The sequence below is a fragment of the Tardiphaga sp. OK246 genome (assembly GCF_900188215.1).
GTDB lineage: Bacteria > Pseudomonadota > Alphaproteobacteria > Rhizobiales > Xanthobacteraceae > Tardiphaga > Tardiphaga robiniae.
In genome coordinates this window covers 349666-371809 of sequence record NZ_FZOX01000003.1, presented here as the reverse complement: position 1 = coordinate 371809, position 22144 = coordinate 349666, and the positions used below count along the sequence as shown (strand labels likewise).

The 22144-nt window shown below is 63.0% G+C and carries 20 protein-coding genes; 12 read left to right on the top strand and 8 right to left on the bottom strand.

All coding sequences use genetic code 11. The annotated features are described in order from the left end of the window. The first annotated feature begins 269 nt into the window (after positions 1-269). Positions 270-1292 (top strand): LLM class flavin-dependent oxidoreductase, encoded by a 1023-nt coding sequence (locus tag CHC01_RS14820; RefSeq protein WP_089265037.1) that lies wholly within the window; start codon positions 270-272, stop codon positions 1290-1292. 194 nt (positions 1293-1486) lie between these two features. Here the strand turns inward: CHC01_RS14820 and CHC01_RS14815 are convergent, their stop codons facing one another. The 3 genes from CHC01_RS14815 to CHC01_RS14805 all read right to left on the bottom strand — a co-directional run bounded on the left by CHC01_RS14815 (position 1487) and on the right by CHC01_RS14805 (position 5608). Further along, a complete protein-coding gene (locus tag CHC01_RS14815) occupies positions 1487-2518 on the bottom strand; it encodes an extracellular solute-binding protein (protein WP_089265036.1) in 1032 nt (343 codons plus the stop codon). 23 nt (positions 2519-2541) lie between these two features. Continuing rightward, positions 2542-4782, bottom strand: coding sequence for a TonB-dependent siderophore receptor (locus tag CHC01_RS14810; RefSeq protein WP_089265672.1), 2241 nt, complete (start codon positions 4780-4782; stop codon positions 2542-2544). 502 nt (positions 4783-5284) lie between these two features. Next, positions 5285-5608, bottom strand: a complete 324-nt coding sequence (locus tag CHC01_RS14805) for a DUF1476 domain-containing protein (RefSeq protein WP_089265035.1) — start codon at positions 5606-5608, stop codon at positions 5285-5287. A gap of 347 nt (positions 5609-5955) precedes the next feature. Between CHC01_RS14805 and purC the strand changes: the two genes are divergently transcribed. From purC to CHC01_RS14765, 7 genes are all read left to right on the top strand, one after another. Next, positions 5956-6723 carry a phosphoribosylaminoimidazolesuccinocarboxamide synthase gene (purC, locus tag CHC01_RS14800; RefSeq protein ID WP_170849540.1) on the top strand — a complete coding sequence of 256 codons (768 nt, stop codon included), beginning with the start codon at positions 5956-5958 and terminating at the stop codon, positions 6721-6723. Positions 6724-6732: 9 nt separating this feature from the next. Beyond that, entirely contained in the window at positions 6733-6972 is a 240-nt protein-coding gene (gene purS, locus CHC01_RS14795; RefSeq protein ID WP_089265033.1) for a phosphoribosylformylglycinamidine synthase subunit PurS, read from the top strand. Between the two features lie 14 nt (positions 6973-6986). Next, positions 6987-7688: a phosphoribosylformylglycinamidine synthase subunit PurQ gene (purQ, locus tag CHC01_RS14790; RefSeq protein WP_089265032.1), complete on the top strand. Its 702-nt coding sequence runs from the start codon at positions 6987-6989 to the stop codon at positions 7686-7688. Positions 7689-7696: 8 nt separating this feature from the next. After that, positions 7697-8656, top strand: coding sequence for a tripartite tricarboxylate transporter substrate-binding protein (locus CHC01_RS14785; RefSeq protein WP_502695667.1), 960 nt, complete (start codon positions 7697-7699; stop codon positions 8654-8656). A gap of 346 nt (positions 8657-9002) precedes the next feature. After that, positions 9003-10022 (top strand): patatin-like phospholipase family protein, encoded by a 1020-nt coding sequence (locus CHC01_RS14775; protein ID WP_089265029.1) that lies wholly within the window; start codon positions 9003-9005, stop codon positions 10020-10022. Positions 10023-10026: 4 nt separating this feature from the next. After that, positions 10027-11481, top strand: a complete 1455-nt coding sequence (locus CHC01_RS14770) for a GntP family permease (RefSeq protein WP_089265028.1) — start codon at positions 10027-10029, stop codon at positions 11479-11481. A 224-nt stretch (positions 11482-11705) separates the two neighbouring features. Further along, positions 11706-13250: a L,D-transpeptidase gene (locus CHC01_RS14765; RefSeq protein ID WP_089265027.1), complete on the top strand. Its 1545-nt coding sequence runs from the start codon at positions 11706-11708 to the stop codon at positions 13248-13250. Positions 13251-13360: 110 nt separating this feature from the next. Here CHC01_RS14765 and CHC01_RS14760 read toward each other — a convergent pair whose 3' ends face one another. Beyond that, on the bottom strand, positions 13361-14257 hold the full coding sequence (locus CHC01_RS14760; RefSeq protein ID WP_089265026.1) for a LysR substrate-binding domain-containing protein: 897 nt from the start codon (positions 14255-14257) through the stop codon (positions 13361-13363). A gap of 145 nt (positions 14258-14402) precedes the next feature. Between CHC01_RS14760 and CHC01_RS14755 the strand changes: the two genes are divergently transcribed. From CHC01_RS14755 to catC, 4 genes are all read left to right on the top strand, one after another. Next, positions 14403-15401: a Bug family tripartite tricarboxylate transporter substrate binding protein gene (locus CHC01_RS14755; RefSeq protein WP_089265025.1), complete on the top strand. Its 999-nt coding sequence runs from the start codon at positions 14403-14405 to the stop codon at positions 15399-15401. Between the two features lie 91 nt (positions 15402-15492). Continuing rightward, the gene (locus tag CHC01_RS14750; RefSeq protein ID WP_089265671.1) at positions 15493-16698 is read left to right on the top strand and encodes an ABC transporter substrate-binding protein; all 1206 of its coding nucleotides are present in this window, start codon (positions 15493-15495) and stop codon (positions 16696-16698) included. A gap of 91 nt (positions 16699-16789) precedes the next feature. Further along, positions 16790-17965, top strand: a complete 1176-nt coding sequence (locus tag CHC01_RS14745) for a muconate/chloromuconate family cycloisomerase (protein ID WP_089265670.1) — start codon at positions 16790-16792, stop codon at positions 17963-17965. A gap of 3 nt (positions 17966-17968) precedes the next feature. Further along, the gene (gene catC / locus CHC01_RS14740) at positions 17969-18259 is read left to right on the top strand and encodes a muconolactone Delta-isomerase (protein WP_089265024.1); all 291 of its coding nucleotides are present in this window, start codon (positions 17969-17971) and stop codon (positions 18257-18259) included. Positions 18260-18322: 63 nt separating this feature from the next. Here catC and CHC01_RS14735 read toward each other — a convergent pair whose 3' ends face one another. The 4 genes from CHC01_RS14735 to CHC01_RS14720 all read right to left on the bottom strand — a co-directional run bounded on the left by CHC01_RS14735 (position 18323) and on the right by CHC01_RS14720 (position 21960). Continuing rightward, positions 18323-19519 (bottom strand): serine hydrolase domain-containing protein, encoded by a 1197-nt coding sequence (locus CHC01_RS14735; protein WP_089265023.1) that lies wholly within the window; start codon positions 19517-19519, stop codon positions 18323-18325. After that, positions 19516-20424: a PhzF family phenazine biosynthesis protein gene (locus tag CHC01_RS14730; RefSeq protein ID WP_244558366.1), complete on the bottom strand. Its 909-nt coding sequence runs from the start codon at positions 20422-20424 to the stop codon at positions 19516-19518. Before CHC01_RS14730 ends, CHC01_RS14735 begins: the two co-directional genes overlap by 4 nt. A 113-nt stretch (positions 20425-20537) precedes the next feature. Next, on the bottom strand, positions 20538-21284 hold the full coding sequence (locus CHC01_RS14725) for a helix-turn-helix domain-containing protein (RefSeq protein WP_176454599.1): 747 nt from the start codon (positions 21282-21284) through the stop codon (positions 20538-20540). 196 nt (positions 21285-21480) lie between these two features. Continuing rightward, on the bottom strand, positions 21481-21960 hold the full coding sequence (locus CHC01_RS14720) for a PaaI family thioesterase (protein ID WP_371419948.1): 480 nt from the start codon (positions 21958-21960) through the stop codon (positions 21481-21483). Positions 21961-22144: the final 184 nt, after the last annotated feature.

Here is a 22144-nt window from a genome sequence, read left to right as displayed (position 1 = left end):
CCCTGTCCCCCCGTTTTCGATGTGACGCTGATGCTCGCCCAACGCCGTATTTTGGTCAACCTATAGAAGATTTGTGACAGGATGCACGCTTAAGGGGTGCGGGCGAGGGGCTGTGTGACGTCGTGCCGGGTGCGCGAAAGTGGACACGGATCTGCAGTCTGCGAACATGGTCGCATCATTGGAAACGATGCGTTTCCATGGTTTTCCTTTTCTTGCTCCCATTCACGGCTAAATAGGTGGTCAGCAAACCCACCCCGAGTACCCGTCCCATGAAGAACATCGGCTTTCTCTCCTTCGGCCACTGGACCCCGTCGGCCTCGTCACAGACGCGCTCGGCGGGCGATGCGCTGCTGCAGTCCATCGATCTCGCCGTTGCTGCCGAGGAACTCGGCGCCGACGGCGCCTATTTCCGGGTGCATCATTTCGCGCGCCAGCTCGCCGCACCGTTTCCATTGCTGGCCGCGGTCGGCGCGCGCACCAAGAAGATCGAGATCGGCACCGCCGTGATCGACATGCGCTACGAGAACCCGCTCTATATGGCGGAGGACGCCGGGAGCGCCGATCTCATCGCAAGCGGGCGGCTGCAGCTCGGCATCTCCCGGGGCTCGCCGGAGCAGGTGATCGACGGCTACCGCTATTTCGGTTACGCGCCCCCTGAGGGCCAAACCGATGCCGACATGGCGCGGCGGCATACCGAGGTGTTTCTCGACGTCCTTCAAGGCAAGGGCTTTGCGCAGCCCAATCCCAATCCGATGTTTCCGAACCCGCCCGGCCTGCTGCGGCTCGAGCCGCATAGCGAAGGCCTGCGCGAGCGCATCTGGTGGGGCGCCTCCACCAATGCGACGGCGGAATGGGCGGCGAAGCAGGGCATGAACCTGCAGTCATCGACGCTGAAGATCGATGAATCAGGCAAGCCCTTTCACGTGCAGCAGGCCGAACAGATCCGGCTCTATCGTGACGCCTGGAAGGCGGCAGGGCACACGCGCGACCCGCGCGTCTCGGTCAGCCGCAGCATCTTCGCGCTGGTGGACGACCGCGACCGCGCTTATTTCGGCCGGGGCCACGAGGGCGAGGACAAGGTCGGCTACCTGCACGGCACCGAGCGCGCCATCTTCGGCCGCAGCTTTGCAGCAGAGCCGGATGCACTGATCAAGCAGCTCAAGGGCGACGAGGCGATTGCGGAGGCGGATACGTTGTTGCTGACGGTGCCGAACCAGCTGGGCGTCGACTACAACGCTCATGTGATCGAGGCGATCCTGAAACACGTCGCGCCCGGCATGGGCTGGCGGTGATCTTTCTTACCCTCCCCCCGCGCGAAGCGAAGCTTCGCTAGGCGGGGAGGGTCGGCGAACGAAGTGAGCCGGGGTGGGGGTGCCCACACTAGGGCGGAGTTTGTGGCACCCCCACCCGACCGGCCCAATAAGAAAGAATTGGGCCGGCCACCCTCCCCGCAAGGGGGAGGGTAAGATCACGGCACGCTTTGGCCTTACTTTTCGAAGCCAACTTTCCTGATCAGCGCAATCGCTGCCTTCTGGCTGGCAGTGATCGCATCGATATCAAGCGTATCGCTCGGAAACGTCCCCATCGCGGCGACCAGCGGTGCGCTCTCGGCACCTGCCGTCACCGGATATTCTAGCTCAGCCGCGGCATAGATTTTCTGCGCGGCCGGCGTCACCAGGAATTCCAGAAATGTCAGCGCAGCGTCGCGATGCGGCGCATGTTTCGCCAGCGCTGCGCCGGTGAGGTTCACATGCGTGCCTGATGTCGCGAATGTCGTCGGCACCGTCTTCACTTTATTCGCCCAGGCGGTCCAGTCCGCGCCTTCGCGGCCGTCGCGCAGCTGCGCCAGCGCCACGGTGTTGGCGATGCCGATACTGCAGCGACCTTCCGCAAGCTGGCGAATGACGTCGTTGTCCTTGCCTTCCGGTGCATGCGCGAGATTGGCCTTGATGCCCTTGAGCCACGTCTCCGTGGCATCGGCACCGTGATGCACGAGATAGGCCGCAATCAGTGCGACATTGTTCTGATGCAAGGGCGAGCGGATGCAGAGCTGGCCGCGAAAGCGGGGATCGGCGAGATCCTCATAGCGGATTGCGCCCTGTGGTGAGTCATTGCGTACGACGACCACGCGCGGGCGCACCGACAGGCTGATCCACTCCGCGCCGCGCAGCTGCGGCGGGATTGCCTTCTCAAGCAGGGGAGACGTGGTCGGTTGCGACAGATCATTCGCCGCGAATTGCGAGGTCTTGTCGAGACCGATGGTCATCAGCACGTCGGCGGGAGAGGCGTCGCCCTCGGCCTTCATGCGCGTGACGAGATTGTCCTCGATATAAGTGAGCTTGACCGTGATCCCGGTCGTCGCCGTGAAGGATGCGATGACCGGCTCCACGAGTTGCGGCTCGCGCGTCGAATAGAGATTGATCTCTTCGGCGCGGCTTGTGGCCACGCTGAGGCAAAGCCACGTCGTCGCCAGTGCCAGCCAGAGGAGCAGGCCTTTGCCTCGTTGTGATGGGGGCATCGTGTTGCCTTGAGCTATCCGCCTCAGAATTTCAGCGTCGCAGACAGCGATGCGCGACGCGCGTCGGCCACGGCAATGAAGATCGAGCTTACGGCGGACGGATAGTACACTTTGTCGAAGATGTTCTTGACGTTGAGCTGATAAACCACTGGAAAATTCTGGTACTTGGTCTCGTAGGTGGCGAAGACGTCGGCGACGGCGTAGGAGGGAAGCACGAAGGTGTTGGCGGCGTCACCGGCCCGGTTGCCGACATAATGTCCGCCGGCGCCGAGGCGCAGCCGGCCCGGCAGCGTGGTGCCGAAGTCGTAGACCATGTACAGCGAACCGGTGTTCATCGCCACGTTCTGCAGGGCGTTGCCTTTGAACTGCGGATCCTCGGTGACCCGCGCGTCGTCATAGGCGTAGCTGCCGATCAGGCTGACGCTGTCGGTGATCTTGCCTGTGACGTCGACCTCGATGCCGCGCGAGCGCACCTTGCCCGCCGTGCGCGCCTCGTTGAAACCGGTGGCGGTGTTGAGCTGCGACACCAGCACGTTCTTCTTCTCGATGTCGTACAGCGCCACCGTGCCCGACAGCCGCTTGTTGATGTCGAACTTGACGCCGGTTTCCCACTGCGTGCCTTCCTCGGGCGCGAAGTCGGAACCGACCGCGACGACGGTCGTGCCGGTGTTGAACCCCGCGATCAACGAGGTCGGCCGCAGCGACTGGGTGTAGCTGGCATAGAGCGAGACCTGGTCGGTGAGCTTGTAGATCACGCCGCCGAGCGGCAGCACCTTGCCGCCGCTGAGGTTGGTATTGGTGACGAACGGGCGCCCCTTGCCGGCGAGCTGGTCGTACTGCATGTAGCGCACGCCGCCGACCACGGCGAGCTGGTTGGTCAGATGCAGCGTGTCCTGGAAGAACATCGCCGTGGTGCTCAGCTTGTCGGTCTGCTCGCTGTCCTGCGCCGACGACGGCGAGCTGAGCGAGGGCGGCGGCAGCAGGCCGTAGACCGGATTGTAGATGTTGAACACGCTGGGCAGGGTCTGGCGCAGCAGGTCCTTGCGGTAGAACACGCGGTACTGCGCGTCGCCGCCGAACAGCACGTCGTTGCGCAGGTCGCCGAGCAACAGGCTGCCCTGCACATAGGCGGTGCCATAGCTGGAAGTGGCCAGTGATCCCAGGGTGCCGTCATTGCTGCGGGTCTCGATGCCGGTGGTCGGGTTGACTGCCGAGACGCGCAACTGGTTGGCGCCGTAGGTTTCCGCGTTGTAGCTGTAGGCGGCGTTGATTTTCCAGTCGGCGTTGAAGCGGTGCTCGACCGAGATCTGGGTCAGGTCGGACACGCCCCACATGTTGTCATAGGGCTCGTCGAGCCGGCGCGTCGCCGGAATCGCCAGCGGTGCCTTCGTGAGGCTGTTGAGCGCGGTGCCGCGATCGAACGGATACAGGAATTCGTGGTGCTCGTAGTTGAACTGCACGGTGGTGTCGTCGCCATACCAGGCCAGCGACGGCGCAATCAGCATCTCCTTGGTCTTGCCGAAATTGCGCCAGTAGTCTTCGTCGATGCCGTTGGCGATGAAGCGATAGGCGAGGCCGTTATCGCCGATCGGGCCGGTGATGTCGAAGGTGGCGCTGCTGCCGTTCTTGCCGCCGCCAAAGGTCGAGCCCAGCACCGAGATCGAGCCATGCTGGTACAGGTCGGGGCGCTTGCTGATCAGGTTGATCACGCCGCCGGGATCGATGATGCCGTACAATAGCGATGCCGGCCCCTTCAGCACCTCGACGCTCTCGACAGCGGCATTGAGCGAGCGGCCCTGCACCACCGGCATGCCGTTGCGCATGACCGAACCGTCGCGGTTGTCGCCGAAGCCGCGCTTCATTACGGCGTCCTCGGTGCCGCCGAGCGTATTGGTCTGGGTGATGCCGCTGACATTGATGAGCGCATCGTCGAGATTGCGCGGCAGCTGATCTTTCAGCACCTGCTCGGGCACCACGGCTACGCTTTGCGCCGTATTGAGCGGCGACGTCGCGCCGCGCAGGGTTGTCGCATCGGGCATCGCACGATAGCCGAGGATCTGTTCGTATTTTGCTGCCGCAGCAGCGATCGCGCGCTCGGTCGGCGTCGGCGGGGCGGGCGGCGGATTGGCGTTGCGCCGGGCAGCAACCGTTCGGGCGCGGCTCGGCGTGGTGCTCGCAGCACGTGCGGGCCGGCGCGCTTCGGTGGGCGATTCGACGGTGACCGGCGGCAGTGCCGTGCTCGATTGTGCGTTGGCGACCGACATGTCGGTGGAGAGATCAGCCAGCAGGAACGTCGCGCCGATCAACCAATACGCGCGGCGCACCCTGAAGATGCTGCGCGCGTTGCTGTCGAGATTGCAATGGTTGTCCGTCGTCACGTTGTGTCGCCTTCGCGTTTGAGAAACATGCGCAGGCGATCTAGCAGTAGCTTTGAATGAAAACTTCGAATGGGAGGTTGAATCGCTCTAAAGCGACGAGATTGGCGAGCCTGTGTGTCTTCGGTGATGCAGTCGCAAGGTGAGTCGCGACACGATTGAACAATCGACGTGCACTTTGAGCAATTTATAGCACGCGTATGCGAGCCGTCATCGGCACGCTGTGCGACTCTGTTTCAGAATTTACACATCGCAATTCGGAATCTTGAGTCAGGCTCTGCGAGTCTGGAACGTTTCAAAAGACAAGAGCCGCGCCATCATGCGATGCGCGGCTCTATGAAACGTTGTGAGTTGCAGCGAGATATTTCACTGCAACTCGAAGCTGTGGACCTCAGATGCCCGCCTTCACCTGCGCGACGGCCTCAGCGGTCAGCTGATCCATCTTCACGCGCAGCTGCGGCTCGGTGATCGCGATGCCCTTGGCGGTGAGATCGGCGAGCACCTTGCGCACCACGTCGCCGTCGCCGGCTTCCTCGAAATCGGCTGCGACGACTTCCTTGGCATAGGCGGCGGCCTCGTCGCCGGACTTGCCGAGCTGCTCGGCGACCCACAGGCCCAGCAGCTTGTTGCGGCGGGCCTCGGCCTTGAACTTCTGGCTTTCGTCGAGCGCATACTTGTTCTCGAAGGCTTCGCCGCGCTTGTCGAATGATGACATGGTTAAAGTTCCCGTCGGGGTTGTTGGGCGGTCAGGACGACGTTGTAAACGCCGGTTCGGAGCTTAAATAAGGTCGAGATACCGTTGGAACAATCGGCCGCAAGGTCGCAGGCAAGACGGTATCGGGCGAGGCTTATCGGACCAGGCTTGCGCGAGGTTGGGGTAAACCCCCACTGGGCGCCCCGGGTCGATTGTACTGGCAGGGCCGATCGGGTAGGTTGCCGCTAGGCCCGGTTCTCGTTCTGTTTCTTCCCGTTCCTGGCCTTCACGGCAGCTCCGTCGTGGGTCGATCCCGTTATTCGGAGCACACCACATCCATGGATTTCAACAACACCCGGTACATCCCCATGAGCCGTCGACGTCGCATTTATGAAGGCAAGGGCAAGGTCCTGTATGAAGGCCCGGAGCCCGGTACCCTGATTCAGCACTTCAAGGACGACGCGACCGCGTTCAATGCCAAGAAACACCAGGTGATCGAGGGCAAGGGCGTCCTCAATAACCGGATTTCGGAATACCTGTTCCAGCATCTGAACGACATCGGCGTGCCGACCCATTTCATCCGCCGACTCAACATGCGCGAGCAGCTGATTCGCGAAGTCGAGATCGTGCCGCTGGAAGTCGTGGTCCGTAACGTGGCGGCGGGTTCGCTGTCGCAGCGCCTCGGCATCGAGGAAGGCACCCAGCTGCCCCGCTCGATCATCGAGTTCTATTACAAGAACGACCAGCTCAACGACCCGATGGTGTCGGAAGAGCACATCACGGCCTTCGGCTGGGCCACCCCGCAGGAAATCGATGACATCATGGCGCTGGCCATCCGCGTCAACGACTTCCTCACCGGTCTTTTCCTCGGCATCGGCATCCGCCTCGTCGATTTCAAGATGGAATGCGGTCGCCTGTTCGAAAACGACATGATGCGCATCATCGTCGCCGACGAGATCTCGCCCGACTCATGCCGGCTGTGGGATATCAAGTCGAACGAGAAACTGGACAAGGATCGTTTCCGCAGGGATCTCGGCGGCGTGCTGGAGGCCTATACCGAGGTCGCCAAGCGTCTCGGCATTCTCTCCGAAAACGAACGCCCGATGGGCACCGGCCCGGTACTGGTCAAGAGCTGAGGATATCACGTGAAAGCCCGCGTAACTGTTACCCTGAAGAACGGCATCCTTGACCCGCAGGGCAAGGCCATCGAAGGCGCGCTGAAATCGCTCGGCGTCGATGGCATTGCCTCTGTGCGGCAGGGCAAGGTGTTCGACATCGAACTGAATGGCGCCGACAAGGCGAAAGCCGAGGAAGCGCTGAAAGCCGCAGCCGACAAGCTGCTGGCGAATACGGTGATCGAAAACTATCGCGTCGAAGTGCTCTGAGCCAGGTTATCGCTATGAAATCCGCCGTTCTCGTCTTCCCCGGAATCAACCGCGAACGCGACATGGCGCGGGCGCTCAAACTGGCGTCGGGCAACGACTCGACGATGGTCTGGCATGCCGAGACCTCGCTGCCCAAGGGCACCGATCTCGTCGTCGTCCCCGGCGGCTTCTCCTATGGTGACTACCTGCGCTGCGGCGCCATCGCGGCACGCTCGCCGGTGATGGATGCGGTGCGGGCGTTCGCGGCTGACGGCGGCCTGGTGATGGGCGTCTGCAATGGCTTCCAGATCCTGTGCGAGTCTGGCCTGCTGCCGGGCATCCTGATGCGCAATGCCAAGCTGAAATTCCTCTGCCACGACGTGCATCTGCGCGTCGAGCGTTCCGACACGGCGTTTACCCGCGGCTACAATGCCGGTCAGGTGATCCGCGTGCCGATCGCACACGGCGAGGGTAACTACACCGCCGATGCCGAAACGCTGAAGCGCCTCGAAGGCGATGGCCGCGTGCTGTATCGCTATTGTTCGCCGACGGGCGAGGTTGGTGATCTGCACAACATCAACGGCGCTGCTGCGTCGATTGCCGGAATCGTCAGCGAGAAGGGCAACGTGCTCGGCATGATGCCGCATCCGGAAAATCACGTCGAAGACATCATGGGCTGCACCGACGGCCGCGGTCTGTTTGCTGGTCTTGTCGAGCATCTGGAGCGCGCTGCGTGATCGCCGCTGTGGCGCGGCTGTCGAAGCTCGCCGCAACGCTTGCGCTCGTGCTGGCTACGAGCGTCTCGGCATCTGCCGATGATTATCCCAAGCGCCCCATCACCATGATCGTGCCTTTCGCGGCCGGCGGTACGTCGGACGTCATCGCGCGTGCGGTGGCCGAGCAGATGGCGGCGACGCTGGGCCAGACCATCATCATCGAGAATGTCGTCGGCGCCGGTGGCTCCACGGCGCTGGCCCGGGCCGCGCGGTCTGCGCCCGATGGCTACACCATCGCCATCGGCAATGCCGGCACCAGTGCGGCGACCTACACGATTTACCCAAAACTGTCCTTCACGCCGGGCTCCTTTGCCTCCATCGGCATGGTGGCCAAGACCTTCGGCGTCGTGGCGCTGCGCAAGGATTTCCCGGCGAGTGATCTCAAGGGCTTTATTGCCTATGCCAAAGCCAATCCCGGCAAGGTCAATCTCGGCCATGCTGGGATCGGCTCGTCGAATTACCTGATCTGCAAGAGCTTCGTGCAGGCCGCCGGCATCGACGTCACGCTGGTCGGCTATCGCGGCGCGGCGCCCGCGCTCACCGATGCCATCGGCGGGCAGATCGACGGCGTCTGCGATTCTGCAGCCTCCGTCTCGCAGGCCATCGACGACAAGCTGGTGAAGGGCATCGTGGTCGGCTCGACGGTACGGCTGGCGACGCTGCCTGATTTGCCGACCTCGGCAGAAGCAGGGCTGCCCGACTTCGAGGCGCAGGGCTGGAATGGCCTGTTCGCGCCGAAGGGCACGCCGCCTGAGATCATCGCCAAGCTGAACGCTGCTGCTCGCGCGTCGGTTGAAAGCGATCTGGTGAAAAAGCGTTTCCAGGATCTGTCGACCGTGGCGCCCGACGCCAACGAGCATGCACCGGAGGTGCTGCAGCAGCTGGTGACGCGCGATGTGGCGAAATACAACAAGCTCCTGACGCCGTAATCATCCCTTGCTCGAAGCTGTGCCATCTCGGTACGGCTCAAATTTTCAGCGCCGCCCATTGCCTCATTCACGGAGCGTCGGCCTGGTATTTGCCTCTGCCAAGGTCCTTCTGCAGGTCGCCGCCTGCGATTGTCGGGTCCAGCACGATGTTTCTGGCCAGGCCCCGGCAGGTTGCTTTTGGCGCGAGGTGGGCATCAAATAGCACGCAGAGGTCGCAGGGCTCGGTCGAAGGCGACCTGAAGCAGACTTTCCAAGTCTATGATGGCCACGTCTATTGCGGCGCGTGGTTTCTGAAGTGCTCGACGGTTGGCCACCAGCGTGTCTCGGCAGTTGGAGAAGCTGCATGATGAACCGAAGGCAGGTACTCGTGGATTTGGCGCTCCAGGGCGGAGGCTCGCATGGCGCATTCACGTGGGGTGTCCTCGATCGGCTGCTTGAGGAGTCGTGGCTACAAATTGCCGGCATATCCGGAACATCGGCAGGAGCGATGAATGCCGCCGTTCTGGCGGACGGCTGGACTGCCGGCGGTGCCGACGGAGCACGCGAGGCCCTGGACAAATACTGGCGGCGCGTCTCGCGTGCGGCGGCCTTCAGTCCGTTTCAACGCTCACCCCTCGACCGCCTCATGGGACGCTGGTCGCTCGACACTTCTCCGGCCTATCTCTTCGCCGATCTGATGTCGCGCGTTCTGTCGCCTTATGATCTCAATCCGCTCGGTTACAATCCGTTGCGCGAGATACTGGCCGAGAGCATCGATTTCGAGCGTCTCGCCGGTGCACCGATCAAACTCTTCGTAACGGCCACGCGGGTACGAACAGGTCGCGGGCGAATTTTCCGTAACGCCGAGATCACCGCGGATGTGCTGCTTGCGTCGGCATGCCTGCCAACGATGTTCCGCGCGATCGAGATTGAAGGCGAAGCCTATTGGGACGGGGGCTATGCGGGCAATCCCACGATCACGCCGCTTGTTCGCGAGACAGATGCGCAGGACACGATCGTCGTGCAGATCAATCCGACCGAGCGACTGGAGGAGCCGCGCACGGCTGCAGACATCCTCAATCGTCTCAATGAAATTTCATTCAACTCGCCGCTGGCCAAGGAACTGCGGATGATTGCGCTGCTTCGTCAGGTGGCGGATCCCGGCACCGGGGAGGGCGCCCGCTGGGCTCAAATGAAGACGCACCGGATCAAGAGCGATCTGCTCGCGACTTTCGCTGCGTCATCCAAGCTCAACGCCGAATGGGCCTTCCTATCCAAGCTGCGCGACGAGGGGCGGCAAGCGGCCGGTGGCTTTCTCGACGCGCATGGCGCCGATCTTGGCGAGCGTTCGACGGCCGATCTCGACATCCTGTTGGCGGAGTGCTGACGTCATGGGGCTTCTCGGCATTCTCGTCGGGCTTGGTCTTCTCATCTGGCTGGCTTTCCGGGGCTGGAGTGTTCTGCTGCTTGCTCCGCTCTCCGCACTGGTTGCGGCGGCTTTCGGCAGAGAGCCATTGCTTGCCAATTGGACGCAGACCTTCATGGGCAGCGCAGCCCAGTTTCTTGCTCAGTTCTTTCCCATCTTTCTGCTCGGCGCCGTATTCGGGAAGCTGATGGACGACAGCGGTGCGGTCACCGCGGTCGCGAACTTCATCACCCGCCGCCTTGGCGAGCGCCGGGTCATCCTCGCCGTGGTGCTCTCGGGGGCATTGGTCACCTATGGCGGCGTCAGCCTTTTCGTCGCATTTTTTGTGATCGTTCCGATGGCCCAGTCGCTGTTTCGCGCGGCGGGGATTCCGCGCCGCCTCGTGCCCGCGACGGTCATTCTTGGAACGTCCACTTTCACCATGTCAGCCTTGCCGGGCACACCATCGATTCAGAATGCGATACCCATGCCCTTCTTTGGCACCACGCCCTTCGCGGCGCCGGGCCTCGGCATGATCGCGTCATTGATCATGCTGGGTATTGGACTGTGGTGGTTGCTTCGCGCCGAGAAGGCGGCACGACAAGCGAATGAAGGTTATGGCGAAGAATTGTCGATCGCGACCAGCGCCGCTGCCGATGACGAGCGCTTGCGCGGGCGTGCTACGACGGCGCGCGAATTCGATCCGGCCGAAATATCCCATGGGCATCGCAGCGAGGCGGAAGTGCCTATCGTCAATGCCATTCTTCCCCTGGTTGTCGTTGTCGTCGTCAATCTCGTGATGTCGCTCGTTGTTCTGCCCCGGCTTGATGTCTCCTTCCTGGCCGAGCAGCGCTGGGGCAGCACGTCTCTATCTGCCGTTGCCGGCGTGTGGTCCGTTGTCGTCGCGCTCGCAGGAGCGACTGCGACAGTCGTCATCTGCAACTGGACGCGATTGCCTGCGCTACGACAGACGATGGATGCCGGGGCCAATGCATCCGTGCTGCCAGCGCTGACTGTCGCGAGCCTCGTTGGCTTTGGCGCTGTTATCGCAGCGCTGCCTGCATTTGACATGGTGCGGGACTGGGCGCTGGGCATTAAAGGTGGCCCGCTGGTGTCGTTGGCCGTTTCCACGAACCTGCTCGCCGCGTTGACAGGTTCGGCATCCGGCGGACTGACAATCGCGCTTGATGCACTCGGTCAGACCTATATGGACGTTGCCACGCGGGAAGGGATCGATCCCGGGTTGCTGCACCGCGTAGCTGTGATCGGCTCCGGCACCCTGGATATTCTCCCTCACAATGGTGCGGTCGTCAGCCTGCTCGCGATCTGCGGCCTGACACACCGCCAAAGTTATTTCGACATTGTGATGGTCGGCATCGTGAGCTCGGTTGTCGCTCTTGCCGCCGTGATTGCCATGGGCTCCGCACTGGGCTCATTTTGAACTCCGGCCCCAACCGCCGTTTTGTCCAGATTTCGTAGTCGACCACGTGCCGGGTGTGGCAGTGAGCCACCTTTGTCCGGCGCCGTTTCTCGGCTACGAATGAACTTTCGCCGCGCTCGCCGCGTCAACGAGACATCGGGCAAGCGAAGCGGCGGCGAATTGATACAATCGCAATCAAACGCCCGTACGATTCGCGATCGGAAGGCATTTGACCGGGGCACTGAATGGCAAATCGATTGGCGACGGCGCAACCCAACGTCGGGATGCGGCACTGGATATCTCCCGTCGTGGTGTTGGCAGCAATGATTGCGGTGGCCGCTCCGGCGGCCGGAGCCGCCGCAAAGCAGGCGCGTCCCGCCCGCGTCGTCGAGGCGACTGCGCCGCGCGAAGCAGGCGAGCCGATGATGGCGATCGTGTCGATCAAGAGCCAGCAGGTCACGTTCTACGACGCCGATGGCTGGATTACGCGTGCGCCGGTCTCGACCGGGGTGTCCGGTCGTGAGACGCCGGCAGGCGTCTTTGCCGTTCTCGAGAAGAACAAGGACCATCGCTCCAACATGTATGACGATGCTGCCATGCCGAACATGCAGCGGATCACATGGAACGGCGTCGCACTGCATGGCGGGCCGCTGCCCGGCTATGCCGCGTCGCACGGCTGCGTGCGGATGCCCTACGGCTTCGCGGACAGGTTGTTCGACAAGACGCGGATCGGGATGCGGGTGATCATCTCGCCGAATGACGCGGCGCCCGTCGAGTTCTCCCATCCGGCGCTTCTGATGCCGAAAGCGGAAGCCATCGCCGCTGCTCCGGGCCGTGTCGAGGTGCTCGCCCGCGAGGCTGCGGAGGCCGCTGCTGCCGCGGACGCGACGAAGAAACTCGCAGCGACCTCGGCGCGCGAGACGAAGCCGCTGCCGGCAGCCCTGCGCAAGCTGCAATCGCTGAAGGCGCGCGCCGATGTTGAGCTCGTATCCGCCGACAAGGCCGTCGTTGCGGCAAAGACCGATGAGGCCAAGGTGCGGGCTGAGGACGCGAAGCAGAAGGCTGCTGCCAGAGCCGCGGAACTCGGCGCGCAATTCGAGACCGCAAAGGCCGATACGGCGTCGAAGCTCGATGCCGCTGCCGCCGCAAAGGACGCCGCCAAGGCCGCGGAGACCAAAAAGGCCGCCACCGCCAAGGCAGCGAGCGATGCGAAACTCGCGCTCGAGCCGGTCTCGATCTATATCAGCCGCGAGACCCAGATGCTTTACGTTCGGCGCAATACGCACAAGCCGGCGCCGGACGGCGGCGGCGAAGTGTTCGATTCAAGCATCGAAGTTCCCATCACCATCCGCGACCCCGGCAAGCCGATCGGCACGCATGTGTTTACGGCAATGGCGCGGAACGACGCAGGCCTGCGCTGGAGCGCCGTCTCGATCGATGAAGGCGATAGCGCGAAGGCAGCCCTCGACCGCATCACCATTCCGCAGGAAGTGCTCGACCGGATCGCCGCGACTGCGCTGCCGCGGTCGTCGATCGTTATTTCCGACGAGCCGCTGAGCAGCGAAACCAACTATCGCACCGAATTCGTTGTGGTGCTCAGCAACCAGCCGCAAGGTGGCTTCATCACGCGCAAACCGACGCCGCCTGCCGATCTCATGGCGAGCAGCGACGATGCGGATGGCGATGGCTTTGGCTCGTTCTTCCAGCGCTGGAATGCGGACCCCGCGCCCGTGCAGGCTCGCCGCAGGGTCGCGCCGTATCAGCGCCAGCCGCAAACCGGCTGGTGGTAGGTCGCGCCAAGCCATTGCTCGCTTGGGACGCTGAGCGGCCTGATCGCATCGACGCGCGCGGGACCATCAGCCAGCGCTCCTCGCGCCATGCCGATGTCCACCATTGTGCGCTATGACGCGCGCGTGGTCTGTGCGCTTTTGGTCGTCTTGCGGGCGATCGCCATGAAAGCGCGCGCGGCCGCTGTCTGGTAGCGGTGGGCATCCCACAGCAAGGCACCGGAACGGCGTATCCACGGAGGCCCGATCGGAATGATCGCGAGGTCCTTTCGGGCGTTCAGGCTTCGGTCGGCAAGAACCGTCGGCAGCCCTCCCGATTTCGCGAGTTCGATCAAGGCCTCGACCGAGTTCATCTCGACGCGCACGTCGAGCTGTATATCGGGCGGCAGTGACTGGTCGAGAATGCGGCGGGTCGCAAAGGCGGGGGTCAAAAGTGCCAACGGGCGGCGGGCGAGTTCAGGCAGCGTGATCGACTGTTGCCGTGATTGACTTTGTGACTTCGCAAGCACCAGGACGAGCCGTTCCTCGAACAACAGGTCGACGCCCAATTCCGCGTGCTGCGGCGGCGCGAAAGCAATCGCGAGATCAAGGTCCCCGGATAGGATGCGTCGCTCGACATCGTTTGCGGAGCCGACCTCCACACTGAGCCGAACGTCAGGATATTTCTCGCCGAAGCTGCCGATGATCTTCGGCAGGAATGTCGTGCTGTAGGTGTAGATGACGCCGACACGAAGCGTGCCGGCCATGCCGCCCTCCAGCTCGGCGATTGCGGTGCGCGCCGCTTCAGTCTGAACCATCAGGCGTTGTGCATGCTCGCGCAGTGCATGTCCTGTCTCGGTCAGTTGCATGCCCTGGGGCGTCCGGTTGAACAGAACGGTGCCGAGGTCCTGCTCGAGGGCGCGAATCTGCTGCGACAGCGTTGGCTGGGCGACGCCGAGGGCTTCTGCAGCCTTCGCCATGCGCTTGTGGGTGGCGATTGCCAGAAAATAGCCGAGACGTCTGGGATCCATATCCGATTACAATCTTCTATCGCATCTATAGTTTTGACTGTGTTGGCCTATCACGCGTCCTGTGCCAGTGTTTGTCAATATCGGACCTGGCCGGCACGCTTTTGTGCGGCCGTCGAAACATAAGAACCGACTGGGAGGCTCTTTCATGCTGTCACGACGCACCTTATTTGCCCGGGCGACCCACGCCGCGGTGGCGGCTTGCTGCATCGCCATGGGCGCAAACCGTGCGACGGCGCAGGAATATCCGACCAAGCCGGTCCAGTTGATCGTTCCCTTCGCCGCCGGCGGGGCCGCCGACATCATCGGCCGCACGATTGCGGAAAAGCTGAGCCAGACCTGGGGCCAGCAGGTCGTCGTCGAGAACAGGGGCGGGGCCGGATCGAATATCGGCATCAACGCTGCCGCCAAGAGCGCTCCCGATGGCTACACGCTGGTGCTCGCGTCGATCGCCGTGGCCGTCAATCCGTGGCTTTTCAAGTCGATGCCTTACGATCCCGTGAAGGATCTGACACCGCTGACGTTGGCGCTCGAGACGCCGAACGTGGTGCTTGTGCCGCCTTCGTCGTCGATCAAGAACATCAAGGATCTGATCGCCTTTGCGAAAGAAAAGGCGGCATCGGGCGGCGCCACCTATGGCTCCGCCGGCGTCGGTTCCTCTCTGCATCTGGCGGCGGAAGTTTTCCGGCAGCAGGCCAAGGTCGAGATGACCCACGTTCCCTATCGCGGTTCATCGCCGGCGCTGACAGATCTGATGGCCGGCCGGATCGACCTGATGTTCGATAACGCCTCGACGGCGCTTCCGCAGGTGCAGGGTGGCAGTCTTCGCGCCATTGCCGTCACCACCAAGGAGCGCATCGCCGCACTGCCTGACGTGCCGACGATCAGCGAATCCGGTCTGCCGGGCTTCGAGCTCGCCAACTGGTGGGCCATTTTCGGTCCGGGCCAGATGCCGCCGGCGCTGGCGGAGCGCATCAGCGGCGATATCCGCAAGGTTCTGGCAGATCCCGACGTGCAGAAGCGTTTCGCCGATGTCAGCGGGCGCGTCATCGCGTCGTCGCCCCAGGAACTTGCTGCGCATCTGGCGCAGGAAAGCGCCAAATGGAAGCAGATCGTCGAGACGGCAGGCATTCGCGGCAGCCAGTGACGACAGACGTCTGACACATACGGCGATCGATCACTAACGAATATCAAGCGATAGACGAGCGCTCATGCTGAGGGCGCTGATGGAGAATGATGTGAAGAAGCTACTTTCAGGTCTGACGGCATCCGTCATGCTCGTCACCACTTCGGCTGCCATGGCGCAGAACACCGCGCCGCTGAAGCTGGGCGCCGTCCTCGACATGTCCGGCCTGTTTGCCGACATTACGGGGCCGGGCAGCGAGACCGCAGCCAAGATGGCCATTGAGGATTTCGGTGGCGAGGTTCTCGGGCGCAAGGTCCAGATCGTGGTCGCCGACCATCTCAACAAGTCCGATCTGGCCGCGAATTTCACCCGTGAGATGTTCGACAACCAGGGTGTCGAGGCCATCGTCGATGTAGCTGGCTCCGCCACGGCGCTGGCTGCGGCGGAAATGGCCAGGACGCGCGGCAAGATCATCATGTTCAATGGTCCCGGCGCGGTCAGGCTGACCAACGAGGCGTGCGGTCCCTACATCGTCCACTACACCTACGACACCTACGCGCTGGCCAGCGTCACCGGCCTGGCCACGGTGAAGCGCGGCCTCAATAGCTGGTTCTTCCTCACGGCCGACTACGCATTCGGCCAGGAGCTGGAGCGCGACACCTCGAACGTCGTTACCAAGGCGGGCGGCAAGGTTGTCGGCAATGTGAAGCACCCGATCAACACCTCGGATTTTTCGTCGTTTTTGCTCCAGGCGCAGAGCACCAAGGCCAGCGTGATCGGCCTGGCCAATGCGGGCGGCGATACCATCAATGCGATCAAGCAGGCCGCCGAGTTCGGCCTGACCCAGTCCGGACAGAAGCTGTCGCCCTTGCTGGCCTTCATTTCTGACATCGACAGCGTCGGACTTGAAACCGCGCAGGGCCTGTTGCTGGCCGAAGCGTTCTATTGGGATCTCAACGACGAAACGCGCGCATTCGCGAAGCGTTTCATGGAGCGGACCAAGCGCGCGCCGACATCGGCGCAGGCGGGCGTCTATTCGTCCGTGACGACCTACCTGAACGCGGTGAAGAAGGCAGGCACCACCGATTCAGCGGCCGTGATGAAGGTCATGAAGGACACGCCGATCAACGACATGTTCGCCAAGAACGGCCGGATTCGCGAGGACGGCCGCATGGTGCACGACATGTACCTGTTCGAAGTGAAAAAGCCGTCGGAATCGAAGGCGCGCTGGGATGACTACAAGCTGCTGGCGACCGCCTCCGGCGACGACGCGTTCCAGCCGCTATCGGCGTCACGCTGCCCGCTCATCAAGAAGTAGCGCAGCGGCAGATGGCAAAGCAACGGGTCGCCGGGAAGGTAGCGGCGATCCGTTCAAGGCCCCATCCATGGACAACAGGAAGATGCCCCTCATGAGCACCAGCGTGGCAGTCCGCGTCGACCAGGTCGAGACCATCCTGGTCGATGTGCCGACGATCCGCCCCCATCGGTTGTCGATGCATACGATGAACAGCCAGACCCTGGTCCTGGTCATCATCCGCTGCTCCGACGGAACGATCGGAATCGGCGAGGGCACGACCATCGGCGGCCTTAGCTACGGCGAGGAGAGTCCCGAGGGCATCAAGCTGACCGTGGATACCTATATCGCTCCGGCCATCATCGGCATGGATGCGTCACGCGTCGCCGCGCTCATGGCCGACGTGAAGCGACGGGTGAAGGGCAACCGCTTCGCCAAATGCGCAGTGGAGACGGCGCTGCTGGACGCGCTCGGCAAGCGCCTGGGCCTGCCAGTGTCGGAGCTGCTCGGCGGACGCCAGCACGACACGTTGCCGGTGGCCTGGACGCTGGCCAGCGGCGACACCATACGCGACATCGAGGAAGCCGAGCGGATGCTCGACGCGCGCCGGCATAATATTTTCAAGCTCAAGATCGGCCTGCGGTCCGTGGACGACGACGTGGCGCATGTGGCGGCCATCAAGCGCGCCCTCGGAGATCGCGCCAGCGTGCGGGTCGACGTCAACCAGGCCTGGAGCGAGCCCGACGCACGCCGCGGCATTCCCGCCTTAGAGGCGGCCGGCGTGGACCTCATCGAGCAGCCTTTGTCGCGTGACAATCGCGGGGCACAGGCCCGCCTCAGCGGTCGCTATGCCGTCCCCATCATGGCGGATGAGGCACTGCATGGCACGACCGATGCTTTCGATGTTGCTTCGCGGGGCGCTGCTGACGTGTTCGCTCTGAAGATCAACCAGGCAGGTGGTCTGTACGATGCCGTGAAGATGGCTGTGATCGGCGACGCTGCAGGCATCGGCCTGTATGGCGGCACGATGCTGGAAGGCGGTGTCGGCACCGCGGCGTCGGCCCAGGTGTTCTCCGTGCTGCCGAAGCTCGCATGGGGCACCGAACTGTTCGGTCCGCTGCTTCTGACCGAGGAGATTCTCGCAACGCCGCTGCGCTATGGCGACTTTGTATTGCAGGTGCCGACGGCGCCCGGCATCGGCGTCGAGCTGGACATGGATCGCGTCGCATTCTTCCGCCGCGATGGTTACGCGCCACGCGCTCAACCGGCCGGCGCAACAACAGGAGTTTGATCGATGCTTTTTCAGGTGGAAATGGACGTTCAGATCCCGCCGGGTCTCGCCCCGGACGTGGTCGAGCAACTGAAAAAGACCGAGCGTGAACGCGCGCAGGAACTGCAAAAGACAGGCGAGTGGCGCCATCTCTGGCGGGTCGCCGGACGTTACGCCAATGTCAGCATTTTCGATGTGGCGAGCAATGAGGCGCTGCACGACATTCTGTCGACATTGCCGCTCTTCCCCTTCATGCGCGTCAGCGTGACACCGTTGTGCCGGCATCCGTCGTCGGTTCGTTCGGACGACAGCTAGGCGCGGGCCGACCTTCGCCAACGCAGTATTGCGGCGAGATGGGCGGCTCACACAGCAGCTTCATCAGTACAATCTCGCAAGCGTATCGAACAGTGCGAGGTTGAGCCGTTTCAGGTCGTTGTCCGCCGGCTCCGGCTGGGACGAGAATTTTGCGACGACCATTTCGGCGCGCGGATTCACATAGAGATATTGTCCGTGAATGCCGAGCGCGAAGAATACGCCGCTCGCATCGCCCGTCTGGTACCATTTGTTGCGATAGCGGCCTTCAGGCAGCCATTCGACGAATTTGCCCGCGCGCCAGGCCTCGGCGGAGCCGTTCGTGATCGTATCCGACACCCAATCCTGTGCAACTATCCGGCAGCCGTTTGCCATGCCGCCCAGTCGCATCATCTCGCCGATGCGCGCGAGGTCGCGCGGGGTCATGCAGAAGCCGCCGCCGGTCCGGGCGCTGCCGGTCGCATCCACGGTGACATAGGCATCCTGCCGCGCGCCGAGCGGCTGCCACAAACGCGCGGCGGCAAAGTCCGCGAAACGCTGGCCCGAGGCGCGTTCGATCACCAGACCCAGCACGTCGGAATTCGGTGAGCAGTAGTGAAAGGGGCCGCCATGGTCGCCGGGGCCCTTTTGCAGCGTAGCGAGGAAGGCGATCAGTGAGTCCGGAGTATCTCCCGGCACCGACGGCTCAAGCAGGCCGGCGCGGCGGTACCTCGCAAAATCGCCGCGCGGATCCTGATAGGTCTCTTCGAAATCGAGGCTCACCCGCATATCGAGAACATCGCGTATCCGCGCATCCGCAAAAGCGGAGGATTTGAGTTCGGGAACGTAGTGCGAGACCGTCTCGTCAAAATCGATCAGGCCGTCGCTGTATAAAATTCCCGCGACGATCGATGTCACCGACTTGCTCGCGGAGAACAGAATGTGCCGCGATTGCGCAGTAAAATTCGGCGCATGGTAATCTGCCACGACACGGCCGGATTTCATCACCACGAGCGCATCGGTCGAGGTCCTGCGCAGCACATCTACGACAGCAGCTGTTTCTCCACCGACAGAGAATGTCTGCCTGAGCAAGTCTCCGGCGTCGACGGACGGATCCTCGATCAGTCCCGGCGTCGCTGCGATGCTTGCCGTCGGAATGAGTTCGGACACGTGACGGAATGCCCAGACATTCCAGGGCGCCTGACGCCAGTTATCGAGATGAACGTCGCTTCGCGCAAAGCCATAGTCGGCTTCGAAAGCCGAGGGCTGTCCCTTGCTCGTCATGACGCAATCTTCTCGCATTCGGTGGGCTGAACGGCGCCGCCGAGCCAGCAGCCGTTGAGATCGCCGTTATCGAAGCTGAAGCGCACCTTGATCGCGGAAGGGCGCTTCATGGCGCGTCCCTGGCGAATGGTGATCTGGCGCTCCGACGCATCCACCATCCGGTTCGCGAGGAGACCGAATGACAAGGCGGAGGCTGCAATGCCAGTCGCGGCGTCTTCCGGATAACCCGATGAACTCGGGAATTGGCGGGCATCGATGACCTGGGCGTCCCGGTCGGACACGGCGTAGGGATAGAGACCGGTGGAGTCGATGCCATTGCACAGCCGCTCCATCCGCGAGAAGTCAGGCTTCAGCCCGTCGAGAATCGCGACGCTCTTCAACGGAATGAGGGTCTTGACCCGGCTGGTGCGTGCATTCTGGATCGGGAAGGGCGCGAGGCAGTCGGAGCCGATACCGAGGACGTCGAGAATGTCGTTGGTGCTTTGGCCTGCATCGGGAAGCGGCTCGACGATCCCTGCAGGCTGCGAGACCTCGACCGAGATATCCTGTTCGTCTGATTGGCTGATCCGCGCATGGACGCGGCCGCTCTTTGTCAGGATGATGATCCGATCGCGCTGCAGCCGGCCCAGCCGTTGAAGCAGCCATGTCGCGCCGACGGTGGCGTGTCCGCACATGGACATCTCGTGATTGGGCACCCAGAAGCGAAATTCGAAATCGCAGTCCGAGCCTGGTGGTGGTGGCAGGACAAATCCGCTCTCGTGACCGTAGTCGCGTGCGACCTGCTGCATCTCCGCATCACTCATGCCGGCAGCGTCGATCACGATCGGGGCGGGATTGCCGCCCTGCGGACCTGCCGCAAAGACACTGACAAATCGAACCTGCGGTTCGGGAGATGTCGTCATCATGTTTGCACCCTCTAGCAGCCTCGCGCGTTCGCAAGACGCTTCAGCCAACGCTGCACGGAATTCACCGGCATCAAGTACGGAGGATGTTGCTGCGGCGCGCGTTCCGGCGGGCCCTAGATTTTGATCGGCCGGGCCATGCGCTTGCGCATCTGGGTCGGCGACTGGCCATCGGCCCGGCGCATCGCGTGGGCCAGCGCCGCACCGCTGTCGAAGCCGACGCGGAGCGCGATCTCGCCGATCGGGAGATCGGTTGCCTTCAACAGCTCGCTTGCATTGTCGAGGCGGACACGTTGCTGGAATTCGCCGATCGACGCGCCGGTCCCCGCGCGGAACAGTCGGGTGATGTGACGCCGCGAAACGCCGAACCGTTCTTCCAGGGCGTCGAGCGGAACATCCCGGTCGGCATGAAGGGTGAGATAGTCCCTCAGCTCCGCGACCAACGTCATGCCGTGTTCGCGATGCGAGGCACTGGATACGGCATCGCCGGTCAGAGCCTCGGCGATGCACTGAACGAGCAGGGCAGAGGACAGTCCGTGCCGGACATGGGCATTGCCATAGGCGTGCCTGCCATCCCCGACCAGCAGCGCCTGCAGGGCGCGCAGTCTGTCTGACCGGCGAAACAGCCGGGTCGTGGTGGTTCGTCTGCGGAATTCGCTCAGCGAGCCGTTCTCTCTTTCGAGGCGCTTCAGGACGGAGCCGGTTGCGTAGATGGCGACGTGGCTATGTGCACCGATACCCGCGCGCGTCTCATGCGCCTGGTTCGGCGGAACGATCGCGAACCGGTCCTGCGACAGCCAGCTGCCTTCGCGGCCGGCTTCGTGCTTCAGCTCGATCGTCCCGCGGCTCGGCAGGATGAACATCAGGCAATCATGCCAGTGCCACGGCATGGCGTAATCGCCGCGACCGGCGACAGCCGCGTGCTCGTCGTCCGCGGCGATCAGGAGATCTGCGTTTGCCGGATGACGTAGCCGTTCGAATGAACTCAGCATGTTCGGGCCCACATGTGTTGTCGACGAACCTAGCAGGATGCACCCATGCCCGCGAACCCGCGCCCGGTTACTCCGCCGCGATGGCCGCCGGCTTCGGGCGCTTCTTCACGCGCTTGATGGTGCCCGAGAAGGTCAGGAGCGAACGTTCGCCGGCTTTCAGGATTCCGCGCAGGAAGATCAATGAGCCGCCGATCCGGGTCATTTCGCCGTGGCATTCGACCAGCTCGCCTTCGCGGGCGGCATCAAGGAATTCGCAGCCGAACGAGACGGTGATGCCGGGGCCCTGCAGCTCGCGGGAGGCCAGCGCGAACAGGCAATAATCGGCGAAGGTCATGAAGCAGCCGCCATGGACGTTCTTCATGCCGTTGAGGTGCTTTTTCTCGACCCGGAAGGCGCAGCGGACGGAGCCGTCGGCCTCGACCTTGTGCCAGAACGGGCCGGAGACCGATTCGAAGGAATCCCGCTTCCAGGTGGTCCAGCCCGCAAATTCCCCCTCCGTCGCGGTATAGGCGTCGGCATGGAACGGGATGGTGGCATCGGCGGGCACATTCACGGTCTGAACTCCTTGGATTGGCTGCGAAAAGTGTTAAATCCGATCCATCCGGCGGGCGCAATCCGGCGCCGGCGCAGGGCCTTATGCAGGCTGTTTTTCGAGCAGCACGGGCGTTGCCCGGGCAAAGCTTGGGACATGCGGGGAACGGGCCGGAATAGGCCTTTTCCGCATGCTCCGA

Excerpts from the sequence above, each read along its gene's own strand:
- CHC01_RS14820 (WP_089265037.1), top strand. The coding sequence starts at position 270 with ATGAAGAACATCGGCTTTCTCTCCTTCGGCCACTGGACCCCGTCGGCC.
- CHC01_RS14815 (WP_089265036.1), bottom strand. The coding sequence starts at position 2,518 with ATGCCCCCATCACAACGAGGCAAAGGCCTGCTCCTCTGGCTGGCACTG.
- CHC01_RS14810 (WP_089265672.1), bottom strand. The coding sequence starts at position 4,782 with ATGTCGGTCGCCAACGCACAATCGAGCACGGCACTGCCGCCGGTCACC.
- CHC01_RS14805 (WP_089265035.1), bottom strand. The coding sequence starts at position 5,608 with ATGTCATCATTCGACAAGCGCGGCGAAGCCTTCGAGAACAAGTATGCG.
- purC (WP_170849540.1), top strand. The coding sequence starts at position 5,956 with ATGAGCCGTCGACGTCGCATTTATGAAGGCAAGGGCAAGGTCCTGTAT.
- purQ (WP_089265032.1), top strand. The coding sequence starts at position 6,987 with ATGAAATCCGCCGTTCTCGTCTTCCCCGGAATCAACCGCGAACGCGAC.
- CHC01_RS14775 (WP_089265029.1), top strand. The coding sequence starts at position 9,003 with ATGAACCGAAGGCAGGTACTCGTGGATTTGGCGCTCCAGGGCGGAGGC.
- CHC01_RS14770 (WP_089265028.1), top strand. The coding sequence starts at position 10,027 with ATGGGGCTTCTCGGCATTCTCGTCGGGCTTGGTCTTCTCATCTGGCTG.
- CHC01_RS14765 (WP_089265027.1), top strand. The coding sequence starts at position 11,706 with ATGGCAAATCGATTGGCGACGGCGCAACCCAACGTCGGGATGCGGCAC.
- CHC01_RS14760 (WP_089265026.1), bottom strand. The coding sequence starts at position 14,257 with ATGGATCCCAGACGTCTCGGCTATTTTCTGGCAATCGCCACCCACAAG.
- CHC01_RS14755 (WP_089265025.1), top strand. The coding sequence starts at position 14,403 with ATGCTGTCACGACGCACCTTATTTGCCCGGGCGACCCACGCCGCGGTG.
- CHC01_RS14745 (WP_089265670.1), top strand. The coding sequence starts at position 16,790 with ATGAGCACCAGCGTGGCAGTCCGCGTCGACCAGGTCGAGACCATCCTG.
- catC (WP_089265024.1), top strand. The coding sequence starts at position 17,969 with ATGCTTTTTCAGGTGGAAATGGACGTTCAGATCCCGCCGGGTCTCGCC.
- CHC01_RS14735 (WP_089265023.1), bottom strand. The coding sequence starts at position 19,519 with ATGACGAGCAAGGGACAGCCCTCGGCTTTCGAAGCCGACTATGGCTTT.
- CHC01_RS14730 (WP_244558366.1), bottom strand. The coding sequence starts at position 20,424 with ATGATGACGACATCTCCCGAACCGCAGGTTCGATTTGTCAGTGTCTTT.
- CHC01_RS14725 (WP_176454599.1), bottom strand. The coding sequence starts at position 21,284 with ATGTTCATCCTGCCGAGCCGCGGGACGATCGAGCTGAAGCACGAAGCC.